The following is an 18,909-nucleotide window of genomic DNA, read 5'->3' as shown; positions in this document are numbered from 1 at the left end:
ACACCCCCCCGCGAAGACTTTCTCTCCGCTATCCGCAGTGTTGTGCAGCCTCCCACGCTCAGATAGAGGAATCACCATGAATTCATTTGCAACAACACGACTGCGCTCCACCGAATTAACTCAATCCATCGCCGATGCACCCCAGAACTACCGGGTCCTCACGGGGGAACGACCAACCGGACCACTACATTTAGGGCACTTCTTCGGCAGTATTGTGGAGCGTTTGAGACTCTAACGGTCCGGGGTCGAATCCTTCGTGATCCTGGCCGACTACCAGGTGATCACGGACCGCGATCTAATGCCCCGCGTGCGTGAGTTCGTGCACGGGGCCGTCTTGGACTACCTCGCTGCGGGCATGGACCCGGAGCAGACCACGATTTTCACCCACTCGTCGGTGCCAGCTCTTAACCAATTGATGCTGCCGTTTCTCAGCCTCGTCACCGAGGCTGAACTGCATCGCAACCCCACGGTGAAGGCGGAACTGGCAGCCTCGGGACGCGCCCTCAGTGGGCTGTTGCTCACCTACCCGGTGCATTAGGCAGCGGACATCCTTTTCTGCAAGGGGAACCTAGTCCCCGTGGGAAAGGACAACCTGCCGCATATCGAGATGACCCGGCTGATTGCCCGTCGTTTCAACGAACGTTACGACACGGTTTTCCCGGAACCTGAGGCGCTGATTACCTCAACCCCAGAGGTGTTGGGCCTTGACGGGCGCAAGATGTCCAAGAGCTACGGGAACGCCATTGCGTTGGGCATGTCACCGGATGAGACGGCCCAGGTCATCCGGCGCACCACCACCGATGCGGAACGCAGGATCACCTTCGACCCCCAGTCGCGCCCCGGGGTCTCTGCGCTCCTTTCCACTGCTGCACTGTGCCTGGGCGAGGCCCCAGAGGAGATTGCGGAAAGGATCGGGGATTCAGGAAGTGGTGCGCTGAAGCAGCTAACAACTGAGGCCGTCAACGACTTCCTTGCAGGCTACCGGGAGCGCCGGTCAGAATTAGCCAAGGACCCCGGATACATCAGCGAGATCCGTAAACGGGGCAACGAACGAGCCAACCTTGAGGCAAACCAAACCCTTGATGAAGTGCGTATAGCCATGGGCACAAACTACTAGCACCCATCAGGCACGCGTAGCTGTTTAGCTCGCCACTGCTGGGGTGGTTCATTTCTAGTTCGCGGCGCAGAAGTGAGCCACCCTGGCAACAGGGGTCGTGTCAGTGCGTGGCGGCGAACCATCCCGGTGAGGGTTCCCCTTGCGGGCGCACTGTCTCGTTGTAGAAGGCAACGAACACCCAATGCAGTCACACCGGTGAACGACCGGCTTGCGGGACGGCCAGAGATGCACGCGGGATGCCACCCCGTCGAGCGTGTGAGACCCAGCGACATCTCGGCTCCTAGCCTCGTAGGTTTTGTTGCCCTGCGCCATGGCAATGCGAGTCGTTATCCAGGCGTTCCTTGTTGCGAGTGGAACTTTTTATCCTCACACGTAGGCCAGCCTGAACGACTCCACAGGATCGAGCCAAAAGATTTTCCCTGGACCCAGGGAAGAAATAAGATGCTCGAACTCAGTCACCCACCATATGTCCCCACTGGAAAAATTGTCCGATAATTCAGACATTTCTCTTCCTTGAGGGTCTATCAAACGGAGCTCAAAGGAACCCGGTAACTGCGTCTTTTCGTCGGAATAGAAGTAAATGAGAACTCGCGTTTGCGCCCAAGTGTCGGATAGAGCAATCCCATAGAATTCTCGTCTCCCAGCTTCGAGACTTTGCGTTGTTGGGCCCCACCCTTGGTCTGGAATACCCGCGTCTCGAACTTGTTTGACTATTCGAAGATGCTTCCGGAGTGTCCTTGACTTATACATAACGGCCACTTTACGTGGGACAGTATTCCCGTAAATGGTTAGACATGTTTCCCGGATATGGAAGAGAAATCATCAAGGTCCCTTGAATCCGACACATAGTGAATGTCGAGCACACGTTGGTTGTACCGACATTTTGGTTGCACTTTCACGAGCACACGTGTCGTTACTAGCCACACGGGCATTTCAACTGAATACTAATCTGAACATAAAAGCCTAATATTCAGGTCAGCCGAAAGAAGGATCACCTTGCTAACCGCAGCCGTCATCACCTTGCTCCTGGCCTTGTTATTTCTCGGAATATTCGAATGGGAACGTCGAGACCGCAAACGAACCGGTTCACAGGAAAGCAAGTTCTTTAGAAACTGGGTTCTCTTCGCCTTCTGGGTTTGCTCCTTCTTCTTTGCCGTTTTTGCACTAGGAACCATACAACAATGGATCAAATAAAGCCGTGGCTTGCACTTCGTGGGTGGCAACGAAAACGTGGCACTATCAAGGACCCCTTAACAGCTCTCCACCTGTCCCGTTGAGCGTTCGGTGACTAGAACGCATGCTTGATTTGACCTGATTGTTCCTCTCCGCAGTGCTGAGCGTCCTCGATAGACACCGGTGAAAAGATCTGGAAGAGTCGCGGCATGGAAAACACCTGGCTGCTCGTTGTTCTAGTTCTCGTTAATCTCTTCGCGAGCATAAGCATCATTGGCGCGTTGAATCGGATCAGGAATGCGAGCGAAAAAGCCCTTGTGCTCCTTGAAGAACAACACGCGCGGCAAGGTGCAGGGAAAACATCCCAGTAACGATCCCTGTTACGGGAGCTCCTCTAACAGACCGGCAAACGGGACCGGCAATTCCCAAGCCAGACACCCCACTTACAGGACGCCTCCATACGCCGCATGCGCAACAGGTTGTCTGCTTCCCAGGAGATGCGCCCTTCAAGGACTGTCTGCGATTGCCTATCCGGAGATTGCGTCGGCCTCTGCAACGGCGGATAGGGCCGTATCGGCCACGCTCAACATCACGCTGCTGTCCCGACGATTAAAGAGGTGCGTAGTGATCGTCCAACCGTTGGCATTCCAAATGCAGGGAGGCGTCTCTTCGCCGTCCCACGGGTGCTCTGGTTTTCCGAAGAGTTCGGTGAGCTGGATCCGTAGTTCATGGAATCCGCTTTGAGCACCTGGATCACCGGATTCTTGAGTGCTGTAAAGGTGGAGGGTTAAGCCTAGAAACTGGCCGTTGTACGTGTCCCATGAACCGAGGGGTTGCCCACCGAGGTCGACATCCAGCTCGGTTATCTGGTGGGGCGATTCATCATTCACCAACTCGGACCGGTCCCCAGATGTGAATCCAAGGCGTGCAAAGAGATTTTCGCGTTCTTCGTCGCATCCTGGCCGAGGCTCGTCGACCAATTTTCTGACGAGTTCCACAACAGTGCCAGGAGCGGGAATCAGTTCCAATGAAGGGTCAGTCTGAGACATATTGTGAGCTTACCTCGCAGGTATCGAAACATCACCGTTAGAGGTTTCCCATGCGGACGTTCCGCTAGTGAACAGGCCGACGGTAGGGTTCCTTTGATAGGCAACCATGCCTTCTCAACCCGTCAAATATTGGACAAACTCCGGTCGATCAATGATTTATCGGTGGTAGATTCGAATCATGATCCATTCATAAGGTTTCCCCTCAACTAGTTCAGAAAACCAACGAATGGATTTGTCATGCCCTCTGATGTTCTACAAGCTGACCTTCAGCACTCACATTTCAATCCCACTGATTTTTCAAACGCAGGTATCTGCAATGCGGAATCATCATCCTTAACAGCGCTAGCTGATGCGTATTTTGCAGCATACCCACCTGGCATTGCGGCGGGAACTCTTGCAGAAGCGCAAGCAGAAATGGGAGGAACATTTGCCCACGAGTTTGGGCAGCTCGTCGAGAATGCTTGTTTTGTCGCGTTGCACCAAGATACGCCGATTGGGGCGATTTTTGTTGTCGAAGTATCGATCTGGGATGAAGACTTAGCCGGCCCGTTCATCATCGACCTTTTCGTTGATCCCCAGCACCAGGGGCATGGACTGGGCCGTATCTTGATTACCGCTGCCATGGCTGCATGTAAGAAGAATGGTGCTAACACTTTAAGTCTGCGGATTGGCGAGGGAACGTCTGGTTCTGCGCTGGCTCTATATAAACGGCTTGGGTTCCGCGAATTGCCCTAAGAGAATAGCGGCGGTGTCATGCCTTGCGAAAGCGAGGCCTGGCACCGTCAACGTGCCTCACCCATATTGATTTTCTCACTCTCCCCTAAGCGTTCCTCTTGCGGGCGCTCGTTTAAAGGACAGCCATATGGGACGGTGTGGATGTGCCCCGGATAGCTTTGTGGTCAATGTGCCTATGTGCTCACGAGGTGCAGAATTGGGAACGCTCGGCCCTCACCGTCGGTTTCGGACCGACCTATCTGCGTGAATCCCTTTGCGGCGTAGAAGTTTCGTCCCGATGGATTCTGTTCATTGACGTCGACTCGTACGGATTCACGGCCGGTGACGACCGAATTAAGCAGGGCGCTCCCAATCCCACGACTCTGTGCGAAAGCATCAACAAACAGCATCTCAACAATGTCGTTCTCGATCGCGATGAACCCCATCGGTTGCCCAACTTCTTCGGCTACGCGCAAATCGGACATCTGAGGCAAATATTTTGCTACGTCCGGTTCAATGGAGTCGATATCCGCTGGCGTCAAGAACTCGTGTGTAGCCTCGACTGAGCGGCGCCAAATCGCAAGTAGAGAAGGATAGTCGGTATCAACGGCTGTGCGGATAGAAACCATGGCCTCATTCTAGTACGCGACGGAATCCCGGATCAGTTCAAGTGCCAGCAACGCGTCGCCCGCAAGGTAATCCTGAGCATACTCGGATGGAAATGAGCACCTGGCACAGAGTTTCACGTTTGGACGGCACAGACCGGAGGACAATAGGCAGTACTGCTGACCACCCCGGATAATGTTCCCAGTCGCCAATGCGTTAACTGAACTGCTTGAGTTTCCACTCCGGTCCGTGATTGCTCGGTATGCAGATAAAAGCGCGTCGAAAGACGGAGCTTTTATGAGCTAATAGCGGTTTCGTGCTCAGGACAAAAGTCGCAACGTCATCGATCGTTTCTTCCGTAAATTCCATGACTTCGTCCAAGCCTGCGGGAATCGTTCGAAATCCTATATACCGCCCATCGTAGACGAGTTCCGGTGCTTCACCGCCCAGTACCAGTGTGAAGACACTAAGCCTGGGACCTTGAAGATCTATGTGAATATGGTGCTTACAAACGTAGACTTGAGAGCTAATTTCCTTCGGCAAATTTATTATGACCTTCCCAACCTGATCCTTCAGCTGGGCGAGGTAGTCCAGCACCTTTTGGTCATCTTTCATGAGCCAAAAACTAGCATCATTCGTTTGTGATCCGTTCATGCATCTAAGCCATCCACAATCAGTCCGCGCTCGTGCCCCGCAGCGAGTTCCCCTGGCCGTACCCACCTAGACCAGTTCGAAATATCAAACCGGACGACCACTGCCCGGCCAATACTGATGATCCGAAGCTCATGAATCCTACTTATCTTCTGGCCACTCTCGCCTTTCGAGTGCCGAAACATCCAGACTCCGTCGTAACAGCAATCGATGGAGGAAACGCATGCCAACGCAAAGAGTCCTGCCACTCGCGGATACGGCACCGATCAACAAGTTCTCCGTTGCAGCCCTGACCCTCGTGACCTTTGCCGTGTTGAGCCTGTGGTTCCTTGGCAATTCAGGTCTGGCCATCTTGGCAGTGGGCGCAGGCCACGTCGCGCTAAGCCAGATCGCCCTGCGCGGCGGACGCGGCCGCTGGCTGGCAATCGTTGCGCTCGTGGTTGGATACGCCATTGCCGCCTTGGCGCTCTTCTCGATGTTAACTGCCATCCCGGCAGTGATTCAGCAATACACCGCATAACGCCATCATTTCACGAGCCAGGTTTCCTGATCCTGTGCTGAGGCCTGCCCACCGGTGTCGCCTCATTTCCATGAAGTGGACTACCCCAACGTGTTCCACGGCATTGGGCATGCTTCGCATCGAGCAGATGATCCAGAACATTCTCGCCCACGCGCATGGCATTCCTTTCAATTCAGCATTCCTGGGTTCTAGAGCTCCCACTCGCTTGGGCGACTTAGGGGGTCTGGACCGAGAAGCGGAGCGCACATACTCACAATGCCGAGCGATGCCAGAAGGCGTCCGCGTAGGCGCGGACCGTGCAGGCAGGATCGGCCCGGCGCAGCGCGTTGGCCTAGTTTCCCAGGCTCCAGTCGGCAATCTCCGCAGCTATCGCCAACGGCCACTTTTTGCGGGCCAGCTCCAGCAGGTCCCCGCCGAACGGCCCACAGGTTTGGATTGCGGCGGGTTCGCGGATAGTCCCCGCTCGATGGTGGGTCCGTGCTAGTCAGGTATCGTCTGTTGGAGTTAGGTGCCCCCCAGGTTCCGAGTCCTGCTCCCTTGCCAGCTAATCGCCGTAGGGTTGGTGCCGGAATGAATGCCCCTATCCCGTCTCGCGTTCATCAGGCTCCACCTGCCGCTGGATCCCGGAATCAGTTCCAGGGCCGCCCGGAACTACCTTGGCAAGGAGCTGAACGCCGCGCGAAGGTACTTTACCGCGGTTGATTCGTCGACCGACCAAAGTTGGGCGATGCGGGCCAGGTCGGCGGCCGCGTCGCTGACTTCCTGCTCAGCACGATTCTCCGCAGCTTGGACCACGGTTCCATGACGGCCGCGGGTGACAACGGCACCCTGCAGCTCAAGTTCCTTGTAGACCTTGGCGACGGTATTCACCGCAAGGTTGAGGGTACTGGAGAATGCGCGAACCGACGGCAACTTGGTGCCCGGAGCAAGTTTGCCCTCGGCGATCGCAGCGAGGATCTGCTCGCGGATCTGCTGATACGGTGCCACGCCCGAGTTCGGTTCGATCTTGATGAATTCCAGTTCGGTCATCCTGCGCTCCATCCTTTGGACTTCGATTGGTATTTACCCGAGCCTATCGCGTTAGCCGGGATCTGCACCGTAGTCTGGTTGCATGAACGAACTATTACTGAACGATGTGACCGTCCGTTGGGTATCTGTATCCGACATGGCAAACAACGTGTACCTGGTGACTAATCGGAAGACCGGCGAGCAGCTGCTGGTGGATGCGGCGGATGACATGCAGGCCATCGAGCGGCTCATCCAGGCAGCCAGTGAAGACGCCAGCGATCCGCGCATTATCGGCATCGCCACGACGCATCAGCACTGGGACCACGTGCGCGCGCTGGCCGACGCCGTGGAGAAGTACCCGGTGCCAACCTACGCCGGTGCAGACGACGTGGCCGGCATCGCTGAAGAATCCGGGGTCAAGATCGACCATGCGCTGAATCACGGCGACCAGCTGAAGCTGGGCGATGTGACCATCGAGGCGATCCACTTGCGCGGGCATACGCCAGGTTCGATCGGCTATGCGCTGGTAGATTCCTCCGGGCAGCCAGTCGTCCTCAGCGGCGACAGCTTGTTCCCCGGAGGCGTGGGCAACACCTGGAAGGATCCGCAGCGGTTCCTATCGCTGCTCACAGACGTCTCCGAACGCATCTTCGGCCGGTTCCCCGACGAAACCAAGGTTCTGCCGGGGCATGGCGATTCGACGACGCTGGGGGCGGAACGCCCGAATTTGGAGCTGTGGCGCGAACGCGGGTGGTAGCCCCTGGCTGCGTTGCCAGCGGCTGACGTGCCGCTGGCACCAGCCTCCTCTGGCAGAGGCTCTTCTTACTTCTGGTGCCTGCAGCCGGATCAGATCCGTATAATCTCCACTGTGAATTCTCCCTCCCCCGCACGAATCGCCATCACCCCTTCACGGCCAGCCATCTTCATTGCGGTCCTCGCGTTGATGGCGATGGCCGCCTATCCGGTGCGTGATGCCTTGTATCTGGGGATTTCAGGAACAGTTGCGCAGTCAGCGCAGCTCTCCGCGGCAGCTGTGTTCTTTTCCGAGACCTTGCTCATGCTGCTGATGGCCGGAGCCTGCACGCTCGCAGTCCACTGCTGGTTCCGTGACCGCGTTGCGTTCTGGCGCCTGGTTCCAGGCGCCATTGGCGCGGTAGCGGCCTATGGCCTGAGCGAACTGGCCAAGATTCTGGTTACCGAAGAACGCCCCTGCCGCGCCCTGGATGCCGTCACCGCGGTGGCCTGCCCGGAGGCAGGCGACTGGTCCTGGCCGTCCAACCATTCGGTCGTCGCCGCGGGCATTGCCGCAGCCTGCACGCTGGCCCTTCCGAAGCTGGCCATGTACGCGATACCTGCCGTCTTGCTCATTGCCCTCTCCCGCGTGGGCGTAGGCGCCCACTTCGTCCACGACGTCTTCTCCGGGGCGGCGCTGGGCACCCTGGTCGTCCTGGTCTGCGTCCATGTGCTGCCGCGACTGGTGCAAAGGCACACCCCGGGAACCGTCCGCTGAAGCAGCGCGCCCCCACGGCTATCCCGTTGCCGGTCCTGGAGCGAGTCAGCCGAGTTTGTGCCCGATCATGAAAATCCTGCGGAACGGGAAGTTCGTCAGGACGGTACCGTCCTGCGAAGCAAATGACGGGTAGTGCGTGGAGACTTCGGCCCGGTAGTCGTTTTCGAACTCCCGATAGTCTTCGTCGCTGAGCGTGTGGCGAATGGGCAGCAGCGCCGTCCCGCGAACCCAGTTCAGGATCGGGTCCTCCCCCGCGAGCAGCTGATGGTAGGTGGTTTCCCAGACATTAGCCTGGAACCCCGCCTCCAGGAAGATCCGCTGGTATTCATCTGGCTCGCCCACCACGTCGTCGTGGCGCAGCACCCCTGCCAGCTTGCCTGACCACTTCGGGCTGTCGGCAATTGCGCGCATCACCGCATGCGACGGAGAGCCGAAGTTGCCCGGGACCTGGATGGCCACGTTCGCACCGGGCTTCAGCTTGTTCAGCCATCGATCAAGCAGCTCGCGGTGCCCCGGAAGCCATTGCAGCATTGCGTTGGAGAATAGCAGGTCCGTGTCGGCATCAGGGTTCCACGCCGTGGCGTCGGCGAGCGCGAAATCAAGGTTGCTTTCGTGCTCGTTCTCGGTGGCTTTGGAGATCATCTCCTTCGAGGAATCAAGGCCCGTGACCTGCGCTTGCGGCCAGCGCTGGGCCAGCAGCCGGGTCATGTTTCCCGGGCCGCACCCCAGGTCGATGATCTTCGACGCATCAACCGCGACCAGCTGCCCCAGCAAATCCTTGTATGGTCGGCCACGGTAATCGGAGAATTCAGTGTATTTCGTCGGATCCCATTTCATATTCCTGAGCCTAAACCCGAGGCGCACGCAACATCCAGCCCCCAGTCACAGTTCTCAACCGATAGGCTAGAGCATCTCTTCTTGACCTTAAATACGAGCAAAAAAATCGAATTACTATCTAGGGCATTCAAGATTCAATAAACTATTGAATCAAATTTAGAGCGTAAACGTTCTAAAGATTCAGATGTATCATCGTTGGATTCCGCAATCAACCTGACCATATTATACCGATGCATCCACGCCACCTTAACCTTTTCATAAAGGTCATGGACGCCCTCAGCGGAAGACTCATCGATTATTGATTTTTTAAGTCGCTCCAATACATAAAGCGCAAATTGAAGGTAGGCATTCCAAGTCACAAAACTGGAAGATAAGTCCCTGTCGCGCTCCGCTGCAGTCAGAAATGCACTCTCGGCTCGTTCGAAGTATACGTGGACGTCAACATCAGCCCGTGCGGCCTTTTCCATGAGGACAGTCCCAAGAGTCGTGTACCTATAAGTATCCGGCAAGAATTCTTTAGCACGCATTGCAAATGACTCAGCTTTGGCCAAAAGTCCCACGTCGACATTTGAAGCCCTCCGGGCTTGAATCGCACGTTGTTCCCAGTAGTGCCCACTCCACTGACCAAAAACGTCGATGAGCCCCGAATACCACTCGTCCAGATCATCGCTATGAAAATAGTTGTCCAAATTCTTATGCTGCATCATTGACCCAACAAGCATCGTCGTTGCATTACGCTCACGATAGCTCGACTGATTAAGCCTGGGCCCGACTCGTCGAATTCCTCGACTTATCGCGGCCAGCGCATTCGGCGTTCCTAATCGTGCCAATACATGGTCCAATGCCATCCAACGATGACGAGTGCGAAGCTGAAGGCCGTCCGTGGTTAACAACGACCCCAAATGCTCATCGTTCTCAACGAGCGCTATCAGGTCATCCGTATCCATACTCACCATGCGGGCGGCATCCACGATAATCAGTTTTCTATCCACATAGGAGGCGTAGGATGCAATCAGTACAATCTCAAGTGTTGCATTAGAAACAATGCCGGTTAGCAGCTCACCTACTCGACGACCAAACCCTGGCGCATTCTCAACCCTCGACATGGCGTCGAATAACTCTTTCCCACGGAAATGCTTATTCTGCGTCGCAGGGGTTTGTCCTTCTAAAATGCCAAGCCGACCATAGCTATCGAGCTTTTTGATGATCTGCGTGGAATCGCTGCCACTCAGCCTACTCCGAATTGCGTGTACACGGTTATAGGCAAGGTAGGCGGGTTCAACACGACCTAGGATACTGGCCACTCGTTTCGTATCCTCAACTGCTATACAGACAATTTTCAAATCAGCGGCCCGCGCGCGAGTTATCAGCTCGTTTACGTCATCGACTATATCCGCTATCCCATCAAACATTAAGGCTACTTCTCTACCATTTCCGGCATAGGAAATAATTGCCTCAATATCAATTCTTTCTTCGCTGCGAAAGTAAAAAACTCGCCATGCGGTCTTGTGCAAATAGTAGGCGATCTGCAATAAGCCGGTCGATCTTCCTGAAAGACGTCTTCCAGAATACGCGATTACGGACGCTGTCCTCAACCTAGTGCCTAGATCACCGCATTTACTTTTAGCGTCAGTAACCCACTCCAGTTCAGCGGGAAGCTCTTGAAGAACATCAGACCACGACGGTTCATCACCACCATAGAAATCATGATCTTTCTGCTTCCCCATCTTTTTGTAACTATTGAGTTCAATGAATTGTTGGCCAACTCTTAGACCAACTTCGAATTCGTTGTCTACTGGTCTTTCCAAATCCAGTTTTGTAAGTTCACTCCACTGCATCACAAAGTCTTCAGCCGTCATCTCAATTGGAATTAGCCCCCAGCGCTCCAAATCATCGCGCATCCCTTCAGAAATCGTACGGGACACGTAGAAGCTTGGCGCGTCATTGGCCGGGTTTCGTCTAGCAATAACCGCTTCGATATCGGGCTCATCCCTCAACCTCGCACCGAGAATTACGAAAGGAGAATTTCCATAAGAATCACGGAAGTTAAGTGGCCACGCGGCCCTAACGACGGCCGAACCTGCATATTCGGACAATGAAAAAACAAGCTCACGAGTTTTTTCGTTGTCAACCAAACCATGAAGATGAATAACGTCGAGATTTTTCGATCTACTATATTCGTCGTCCCAGTTCAACACACGGAGAGTACGTGAACTCGGACCTGCCGCGTCTTTATACGCGGACTCAAAAGAATCATCAATATTTAGCGTCCATACTGAATTCCAGGGGAATCGAGCATAGTATTCCATCCAATACGGCGGAGTAACATTCCAGAATTTACTTTTCAACCACGAATAAACCTTTTCAATACCCGCCTTTTGCACGGCGCGGTCATACACACGCCACAGAAAATCACCTTCTTCCAAAAATACGTCGAACGCTGAAGAGATCTCGTGGCTCAGTTCGACACTGCCCGGTAATTTAGCACCTCTTTCCGAAATAGAGTCACGGCTGGCGCCCGCCCCGAGCAATAGATGATACTCACCATTTAACGCAGCTCTCCGGATAGCCTGCAATCTCGAATCATCAAATTCTGGCAACATTTCCACCTCGTGCTCATAAAAGTTCCGTTCAAGACAAACTTCTATCTTTAAAGTGAGAAAGTCTACTACTTTCTTAAAGTTCTCAAATATTTATTTTTGATTCAACCGTTTCTGTAAGTCCAACGAGGGGGAACAGAAGCACCGTACACACGTTCCAGCCCCCAGTCACAGTTCTCAACCGATAGGCTAGGAACATCATGTTGCTCACCGATTATCTGCCAGCAGACGCCAAGAACGTATCCGACGACGAAATCTACGAGGCTTTCGGCCAATGGGTCGCGACCCGTGGCATCAACCTCTACCCCGCACAGGACGAAGCGTCGATGGCGCTGGCCGGCGGCAACAACGTCATCCTGGCCACGCCCACCGGCTCGGGCAAGTCCATGGTTGCCATCGCAGCCCACTTCTACGCCATGGCCCGCGACCAGATCAGCTTCTACACCGCGCCGATCAAGGCGCTGGTCTCCGAGAAGTTCTTCGACCTGTGCAAGATCTTCGGCGCAGAGAACGTCGGCATGGTCACCGGTGATTCCTCGGTGAACGCCGACGCCCCGATCATCTGCTGCACCGCTGAGATCCTGGCGAACATCGCCCTGCGCGAAGGCTCCAAGGCGGACGTGGGCTGCGTGATCATGGACGAGTTCCACTTCTACGCCGATCCGCAGCGCGGCTGGGCCTGGCAGGTACCGCTGATCGAGCTGCCGCAGGCGCAGTTCCTGCTGATGAGCGCCACCCTGGGCGATGTCACCCGCTTCGAGCAGGAACTCGAAGAGCGCACCGGCACCCCGACGGTGACGGTCGCGCACACCGAGCGCCCGATCCCACTGCACTTCTACTACTCCATGGAGCCGGTGCAGGAGGCCGTGGAGGAACTGATCAAGACCAAGCAGGTGCCGATCTATATCGTGCACTTCTCCCAGCTCGATGCCATCGACCGCGCTACCGGTCTGATGAGCGTGAATGTGGCCACGCGCGAGGAGAAGGAAAAGATCTCCGAGATGATCGGCGGATTCCGCTTTGCCGCCGGGTTCGGCAAGACGCTGAACCGCCTGGTCCGCCACGGCATCGGCATCCACCACGCCGGCATGCTGCCCAAGTACCGCCGTCTGGTCGAGCAGCTGGCGCAGGCCGGCCTGCTCAAGGTCATCTGCGGCACCGACACCCTGGGGGTGGGCATCAACGTGCCGATCCGCACCGTGGTGATCACCGCGCTGTCCAAGTTCGACGGCACCCGTACGCGCATCGTGAACGCCCGCGAATTCCACCAGATTGCCGGGCGCGCGGGCCGCGCAGGTTTCGATACCGCAGGCACCGTGCTGGTGCAGGCTCCGGAGCATGCAATCGAGAACCACAAGGCCATGGAAAAGGCGCTGAAGAAGCACGGCGAGGGCTCGTCCAAGCTCAAGCAGATCCCGAAGAAGAAGCCGCCGCAGAACTTCGTGACCTGGGGCGAGAAGACGTTCGAGAAGATCGTCGAGGCCGCCCCCGAGACGCTGAAGTCCTCATTCCAGGTCTCGCACTCGATGCTGCTGAACCTGCTGGAGCGCGAGGACAATTCGTTCGAGGCCGCCCAGCGCCTGCTCAGCGAAAACCACGAGACCCCGGCTTCCCAGCGCAAGCTGAAGCTGCGCGCCCTGGGGATCCTGCGCGAACTGATCGCCACCGAGGTGGTCGTGCGCCGTAATGAGCCAGACGAATACGGCAACTACTACGAGCTGACCGTGCACCTGCAGCAGAACTTCGCGCTGAACCAGCCGCTCTCGCCCTTCGCGCTGGCCGCCCTGGACCTGCTGGATCCGGATTCGGCCAGCTACGCGCTGGATGTCGTTTCGGTGATCGAGGCGACCTTGGAAAAGCCGCGCCAGGTGCTCTCCGGACAGGAGAAGAAGGCCCGCGGCGAGGCCATCGCCGCGATGAAGGCCGAAGGCATGGACTACAACGACCGCATGAACGCACTGGATGAAATCACCTATGCGATGCCGCTGGCCGAGAAGCTGGAAAGCGCCTTCGAGCAGTACCGCTCCGGCGCGCCGTGGCTCTCGGACTTCGAACTGGCGCCGAAGTCGATCGTGCGCGACATGTACGAACGCGCCATGGGCTTCTCCGATTTCGTCCAGTACTACCAGCTGGCCCGCTCCGAGGGCGTGCTGCTGCGCTACCTCACCGATGCCTACAAGGCCCTGCGACAGACCGTTCCCCAGGACGCGCTGCGCGAGGACCTCGAAGACCTGATCGAATGGCTCGGCGAGATGATCCGCCAGATCGACTCCTCGCTGCTGGACGAATGGGAAGAGCTCTCCCGCGGCGAGCTGAGCGAGGCAACCGAAACCGCACCGCCTCCGGCACCGGAAAAGCTGACCAGCAATGTGCGCGCCTTCCGCGTAATGGTCCGCAACGAGATGTTCCGCCGCGTGAAGCTGTTCGCCGACGAGCAGGATAAGGCCCTGGGCGAGCTCGACGGGCATAGCGGCTTCGACGCGGACACCTGGGCCGATGCCATGGACGACTACTTCGACGAGCACGAGGACATCGACGACGGTCCCGCCGGACGCGGCTCGAAGCTGTTCATCATCAAGGACATGCCCCAGCGCACCTGGGAGGTGCGCCAGATCTTCGCCGACCCATCCGAGCACCACGACTGGGGCATCACCGCCACCATCTCGCTGGATGACTCGGACGAGGCCGGCGAACCTGTGGTCAAGGTGACTTCGGTGGGCCGCCTGGACTCCTGATGCCCGCCATCAGCTACGCCATCTTGCGGCGCGCCGACGAAGTCCTGCTTCAACTGAGGTCGGGAACCGGCTACATGGACGGGTTCTGGAGCACGGCGGCCGCCGGGCACGTTGAGCCCGGCGAGGCTGCCGTTGCCGCCGCCGTTCGCGAAGCCCGTGAGGAACTGGGCATCCGGATCGCGGCAGACCAGCTCCAGCCGCTGTGCACGGTGCACCGCTACCTGCAAGCGGGCAGCGGCGCCCAATCCCCTGTGGATTTCTTCTTCCTGGCGCGCCAGTGGGACGGTACTCCGCGCCTCATGGAACCGGAGAAAGCCTGCGAGCTTCGCTGGTTCCCGCTCGATGCCCTGCCGCAGAACCTCGTTGCGCAGGAACAGCTGGTACTTTCCCGGCTGGATTCCGGCTTGCCGCCAATTATCTGCATGGGATCCGGCACGGCGCTGGACCAGCCCCGGCATCTGGGCTAGTCGCGCACTCGATGCCCGAGGCATCTTCCCGGAGTCCGGTGGCAATGCCGCGGACAGTGCCGTAGGGTATGGCCATGAACGGGTACAAGCTTCGCCTGCTCGGGGCAGTCCTCCTGCTGCTGGTCCTGGTCGGGCTGCTCAGCGGCTGGTCCGAGCTCTTTGCTTCCGGCGCGTGGCTGGCGACCTTGGTCCAGCTCGGTTCGCTGGTCCTGGGCCTGGCCCTGGTCTACCGCGGGGAAAATGCCACGCCGGCCCGGTTCAGTTAGCCCCTGCAACTGCCAGCTAGGCTAGCCGCGCCTTGAGCCATCCAACGGTGGCTGCCGCCTGCTTCGCGTGATAGCTGCGCAGCGTGGGCAGCCCGGGAACCTCGGGCCTGCGCGCCGCGTCCACATAGTAGGCGGCCAGTCCAGCTAAGACCGCGCTGACCGCGTCCGCGCCCGCCGATTCGAAGATCGGGTGGGAGGCGGCAATGGCATCCGCATCCAGCGCCGGGTCGAAAATCCGGGCTTCAACCAGCACCGTCAACGCGTCATACCATGCGGCGCCCCTCGAAGCCCACGGCCAATCCACCAGCAGCACTACTCCGCCGTCTCCCAGCAGGATGTTGTCCGAGCGCAGATCCGAATGCACCAGCTGGTCTCCGGCCAGCGCCCCGATACCGTCCATGGCCAGCCCATGGAGTTCTTCCAGGTTCTGTGCCACCCAGGGATCAGCTGGAAGCCAGCCGTCCTGCATGATCCGCGCAAAACCGGCTACGTCCTCGCGCAGTTCCTCTTCCAGCGGCGGCAGCAGCTCAATCAGGGAATCGGGGGCCTGATGAGCCAGCTGCGCCAGCGTGTCCAGCACCCGTTCGAGCTGTCCGGCCGGCCAGGGAAGCTGCGGGCTGGCCCCTGGGCCTTCAGCGAAGACCAAGGCCTCCCAGCCTTGCCAGCTGATGCGCCCCAGGAACTGCGGAACCGGCAAGGCCGCCGGGAGCTTGGCCGCTATTGCCGCTTCGCGGGCGTGCAATGCCGTGGCCGGGGCACTGAGGCCCGGATGCACCGCCTTGGCGAAGACCCGCTGGCCATCGGCGGTGAGCAGCCGATCGGCGCTGCCCGGGGAAAACCCCGAGGCTTGGCTTAGCGCCCGGATCACCCGGGATCCAAGGTGCGATTCGATCCGCGCGCGCAGTTCGCCGGGAAGCTGATCCCAGGTGATGCGCCGGGTGAATTGAAACTGCATGGTTCGGATCATGCCAGATCACCGGCTGCCAGCCACAGCGCGTTGCACTGCGGCGAGCCGGCAGGGGGCCGGGGGCCGTCAGGCGACGATCAGCGCGATGCCCACATAGGTAGTGAGCAGCGTCGCGAGCAGCCATTCTGCGGTGGAGCCCGTCTCGGCCAGAATCGGCAATGCCACCCGCCCATTGGACTTCCAGCAGCCGCCAATCAGCGGCAGCCGGCGGAACCAGCGCGGCGAGCCGATCTTGATCGGCCACAGCAGGTTGCAGCCGCCGATGGTCAGCATGTCGCCCAGCACGTGCACGATCGCGCCCAGGGAGACTGCCATCAGGAACCAGAGGTTCTGCTCCGGCGCATTCATCCCGACGAAAGTCCCGGCGGCCAAGGCGATAATCCAGCACAGCAGCGGCGGCATGAATTTCATGGTCTTCACCGCGAAGGAAATCAGCAGGATCGCGAACAGCGCCGCGGCCGGGTAGACCGTGCCCAACGCCGCGGTCTGCACATCCCAGCCGTTGGCCAGCCAGGCCAGGAAGATGAAGAAGGCGATGCCGATCAGCGAATGGGTGCCGTTGCGGTGCCCGCCCGAAACCGAACCGACAATCCGCGTGAAAATGCTGGAGAACGGGGGCAGCGAGCGGGCGATCGTGGCCCCATGGTGATCCGCGTCGGGCAGCAGGGCCGCGCCAGCGCAGACGATCGCGCCGGCCAGGGTTTCCCAGCGGTCCATCTGGAAAGTTCCCAGCCCCAGGTTCACCGAACCCACGGTGACGTCAGTTGTAATTGCCAACCATGCGGCTGCGCCGCTCACCGCGTGGTGTCCACCCATCATGCATTCAACCTTAGGTCTGGTCACCGACGTTTTAGCGGTGCGACGGAGGTAAGCTGGAACACATGAGTATTGTGCGTGAAGCTGTTCCGGGCGACTGCCCACAGATCTTGGCGATGATCCAGGAATTGGCCGACTATGAAAGGGAACCTGATGCGGTGCTCAACACCGCAGCAGACCTCCAATCCCATCTGTTCGGCCCCGATCCCCAGGTCTTCGCCCATGTTGCCGAGGATGAAACCGGGACGCTCAGGGGCATGGCCCTGTGGTATCTGACCTACTCCACTTGGGAAGGCCGGCACGGCATCCATCTGGAGGATCTGTATGTGCGCGAATCCCAGCGCGGTTCAGGCACCGGCACCGCGTTGCTGCGCACGCTGGCGCAGATCTGCGTCGAACGCGGCTACAAGCGCCTGGAATGGTCAGTGCTGGATTGGAATGAGCCGGCCATCAGGTTCTACGACGCCATCGGTTCCAGCTCCATGGACGGCTGGAGCACCCGGCGCCTGGACGGCGAAGCACTGCAACAACTTGGCATGCAAGGAGCGAGCTAATGCGCCACTACCGCGGTATGGATGTCACCGACCATCGCATCGAGGTTCCACTGGATCACGCCGATCCGCAGGGCGAAAAGATCTCGGTCTTCGCCCGCGAGATCAACACCGGCACGGCCAAGCCCTGGCTGCTGTTCCTGCAGGGCGGTCCAGGGGGCAAATCCCCGCGCCCCGGTTCCTTGTCGGGGTGGTTGGCCGAAGCCACCAAGCACTTCCGCGTGCTGCTGCTGGACCAGCGCGGCACCGGACTGTCCACCCCGGCTAACCGCAAGTCCTTGCCGCTGCGCGGGGACTCGGCCGCCCAGGCCCGCTACCTCTCGCATTTCCGCGCCGACTCGATTGTGCGCGACGCCGAAGCCCTGCGCGAGCACCTGGGCATCGAGCAGTGGAGCACCCTGGGGCAGAGCTACGGCGGGTTCTGCACCCTGACCTATCTCTCGCTCTTCCCGCAGTCGCTCACCCGCTGCCTGGTCACCGGCGGGCTGGCCTCGCTGGATGCCGATGCGAAGACCGTCTACCGCGCCACCTACCAGCGGATGGCAGAACGCAACCGCGAGTACTTCTCCTGGTACCCCGAGGACTTCCAGACCCTGCACAGGATCTACGAGCATGTGCGCACCAATGACGATGAGCTGCTGCCCAACGGCCAGCGCGTCACCGTGCCGATGGTGCAGATGCTGGGCATGTACCTGGGCGGAAACACCCGGGTGCACCTGCTGCATCACATCTTCGAGGAGGCCTTCAGCCACACCCCGGGCGGCGACCGCCTCTCGGATAGCTTCCTCGAAGCGCTCTTGGCCCAGAGCTCTTTCGCCTCGAACCCGCTCTATGCGCTGATGCATGAAACCATCTATGCCCAAGGCGAGCCGACCAATTTCGCGGCCGAACAAGTCCTGCCGGAATTCGCCGACTTCACCCGCCACGCGGCGACCCCGCTGCTGACCGGCGAGATGATCTACAGCTGGCACTTCGCCGAAGATCCTGCCCTGCGCCCCCTGGAGGACGTGGCCCGCATCCTGGCCGAGCACGAAGGCTTCGGCCCGCTCTACGATCTGGACGTCCTGGCCAAGAACACCGTGCCTGTGGCCGCCGCGGTCTACCATGACGACGTCTATGTGGACCGCGAGCTCTCGCTGCGCACCGCCTCGCAGGTGGCCGGGTTACAGACCTGGGTGACCGATCAATTCCACCATGACGGCATCGGCGACGATGGCCCGGCGATCTTCCGCCGGCTGCTGGCCATGGCCAACGGCGAAGACCCGGACGCCGCGGCCCAGGACAGCTAGCCCGCGCACCGGCTAGGTTAACGCGCCGGGCGC

General features: G+C 58.7%; 18 protein-coding genes and 1 pseudogene. 11 read left to right on the top strand and 8 right to left on the bottom strand.

The annotated features are described in order from the left end of the window. The first annotated feature begins 76 nt into the window (after positions 1–76). Together trpS and ACNPM8_RS15290 are read left to right on the top strand one after the other, a co-directional pair. Positions 77–1,117: pseudogene (trpS, locus tag ACNPM8_RS15295) on the top strand (tryptophan--tRNA ligase). 1,382 nt (positions 1,118–2,499) lie between these two features. Then, positions 2,500–2,661: a hypothetical protein gene (locus tag ACNPM8_RS15290; RefSeq protein ID WP_402696056.1), complete on the top strand. Its 162-nt coding sequence runs from the start codon at positions 2,500–2,502 to the stop codon at positions 2,659–2,661. A gap of 156 nt (positions 2,662–2,817) precedes the next feature. On the opposite strand, the gene ACNPM8_RS15285 is transcribed toward ACNPM8_RS15290, so the two are convergent. Beyond that, entirely contained in the window at positions 2,818–3,339 is a 522-nt protein-coding gene (locus ACNPM8_RS15285; RefSeq protein WP_402696054.1) for a hypothetical protein, read from the bottom strand. A gap of 237 nt (positions 3,340–3,576) precedes the next feature. Between ACNPM8_RS15285 and ACNPM8_RS15280 the strand changes: the two genes are divergently transcribed. After that, the gene (locus tag ACNPM8_RS15280; RefSeq protein WP_448940143.1) at positions 3,577–4,074 is read left to right on the top strand and encodes a GNAT family N-acetyltransferase; all 498 of its coding nucleotides are present in this window, start codon (positions 3,577–3,579) and stop codon (positions 4,072–4,074) included. Positions 4,075–4,247: 173 nt separating this feature from the next. On the opposite strand, the gene ACNPM8_RS15275 is transcribed toward ACNPM8_RS15280, so the two are convergent. Next, a complete protein-coding gene (locus ACNPM8_RS15275) occupies positions 4,248–4,682 on the bottom strand; it encodes a GNAT family N-acetyltransferase (RefSeq protein ID WP_448940142.1) in 435 nt (144 codons plus the stop codon). A 193-nt stretch (positions 4,683–4,875) separates the two neighbouring features. Further along, positions 4,876–5,313 carry a hypothetical protein gene (locus tag ACNPM8_RS15270; protein WP_448940141.1) on the bottom strand — a complete coding sequence of 146 codons (438 nt, stop codon included), beginning with the start codon at positions 5,311–5,313 and terminating at the stop codon, positions 4,876–4,878. Positions 5,314–5,533: 220 nt separating this feature from the next. Here ACNPM8_RS15270 and ACNPM8_RS15265 point away from each other — a divergent pair, with 220 nt between their 5' ends. After that, complete coding sequence (locus ACNPM8_RS15265; RefSeq protein ID WP_402696046.1) at positions 5,534–5,830, top strand: hypothetical protein; 297 nt, start codon at positions 5,534–5,536, stop codon at positions 5,828–5,830. Positions 5,831–6,481: 651 nt separating this feature from the next. On the opposite strand, the gene ACNPM8_RS15260 is transcribed toward ACNPM8_RS15265, so the two are convergent. Further along, a complete protein-coding gene (locus ACNPM8_RS15260) occupies positions 6,482–6,859 on the bottom strand; it encodes a GntR family transcriptional regulator (protein WP_402696044.1) in 378 nt (125 codons plus the stop codon). A gap of 82 nt (positions 6,860–6,941) precedes the next feature. On the opposite strand from ACNPM8_RS15260, the gene ACNPM8_RS15255 reads away from it, so the two are divergent. Together ACNPM8_RS15255 and ACNPM8_RS15250 are read left to right on the top strand one after the other, a co-directional pair. Continuing rightward, positions 6,942–7,595 carry an MBL fold metallo-hydrolase gene (locus ACNPM8_RS15255; protein ID WP_402696043.1) on the top strand — a complete coding sequence of 218 codons (654 nt, stop codon included), beginning with the start codon at positions 6,942–6,944 and terminating at the stop codon, positions 7,593–7,595. 111 nt (positions 7,596–7,706) lie between these two features. Beyond that, positions 7,707–8,348: a phosphatase PAP2 family protein gene (locus ACNPM8_RS15250; RefSeq protein ID WP_402696041.1), complete on the top strand. Its 642-nt coding sequence runs from the start codon at positions 7,707–7,709 to the stop codon at positions 8,346–8,348. 45 nt (positions 8,349–8,393) lie between these two features. Here ACNPM8_RS15250 and ACNPM8_RS15245 read toward each other — a convergent pair whose 3' ends face one another. Both ACNPM8_RS15245 and ACNPM8_RS15240 read right to left on the bottom strand, forming a co-directional pair. Continuing rightward, a complete protein-coding gene (locus ACNPM8_RS15245; RefSeq protein ID WP_448940140.1) occupies positions 8,394–9,185 on the bottom strand; it encodes a trans-aconitate 2-methyltransferase in 792 nt (263 codons plus the stop codon). A 134-nt stretch (positions 9,186–9,319) separates the two neighbouring features. Further along, the gene (locus tag ACNPM8_RS15240) at positions 9,320–11,788 is read right to left on the bottom strand and encodes a P-loop NTPase (RefSeq protein ID WP_448940422.1); all 2,469 of its coding nucleotides are present in this window, start codon (positions 11,786–11,788) and stop codon (positions 9,320–9,322) included. Positions 11,789–11,985: 197 nt separating this feature from the next. Here ACNPM8_RS15240 and ACNPM8_RS15235 point away from each other — a divergent pair, with 197 nt between their 5' ends. The 3 genes from ACNPM8_RS15235 to ACNPM8_RS15225 all read left to right on the top strand — a co-directional run bounded on the left by ACNPM8_RS15235 (position 11,986) and on the right by ACNPM8_RS15225 (position 15,253). After that, positions 11,986–14,520, top strand: coding sequence for a DEAD/DEAH box helicase (locus ACNPM8_RS15235; RefSeq protein ID WP_105656681.1), 2,535 nt, complete (start codon positions 11,986–11,988; stop codon positions 14,518–14,520). Then, complete coding sequence (locus ACNPM8_RS15230) at positions 14,520–14,987, top strand: NUDIX domain-containing protein (protein WP_332486769.1); 468 nt, start codon at positions 14,520–14,522, stop codon at positions 14,985–14,987. Before ACNPM8_RS15235 ends, ACNPM8_RS15230 begins: the two co-directional genes overlap by 1 nt. A 74-nt stretch (positions 14,988–15,061) precedes the next feature. Further along, on the top strand, positions 15,062–15,253 hold the full coding sequence (locus tag ACNPM8_RS15225; RefSeq protein WP_332486767.1) for a hypothetical protein: 192 nt from the start codon (positions 15,062–15,064) through the stop codon (positions 15,251–15,253). Between the two features lie 16 nt (positions 15,254–15,269). Here ACNPM8_RS15225 and ACNPM8_RS15220 read toward each other — a convergent pair whose 3' ends face one another. Continuing rightward, positions 15,270–16,208, bottom strand: coding sequence for a phosphotransferase (locus tag ACNPM8_RS15220; protein ID WP_448940139.1), 939 nt, complete (start codon positions 16,206–16,208; stop codon positions 15,270–15,272). Positions 16,209–16,286: 78 nt separating this feature from the next. Beyond that, entirely contained in the window at positions 16,287–17,039 is a 753-nt protein-coding gene (locus ACNPM8_RS15215; RefSeq protein WP_105656685.1) for a metal-dependent hydrolase, read from the bottom strand. A 62-nt stretch (positions 17,040–17,101) separates the two neighbouring features. Between ACNPM8_RS15215 and ACNPM8_RS15210 the strand changes: the two genes are divergently transcribed. Both ACNPM8_RS15210 and ACNPM8_RS15205 read left to right on the top strand, forming a co-directional pair. Beyond that, positions 17,102–17,590: a GNAT family N-acetyltransferase gene (locus tag ACNPM8_RS15210; protein WP_105661456.1), complete on the top strand. Its 489-nt coding sequence runs from the start codon at positions 17,102–17,104 to the stop codon at positions 17,588–17,590. Further along, on the top strand, positions 17,590–18,876 hold the full coding sequence (locus ACNPM8_RS15205; protein WP_448940138.1) for an alpha/beta fold hydrolase: 1,287 nt from the start codon (positions 17,590–17,592) through the stop codon (positions 18,874–18,876). The genes ACNPM8_RS15210 and ACNPM8_RS15205 overlap by 1 nt, the downstream gene beginning before the upstream one ends. Positions 18,877–18,909 lie beyond the last annotated feature (33 nt).

Source organism: Glutamicibacter sp. AGC46 (genome assembly GCF_053543715.1).
This window is presented reverse-complemented; position numbering and strand designations above follow the sequence as displayed.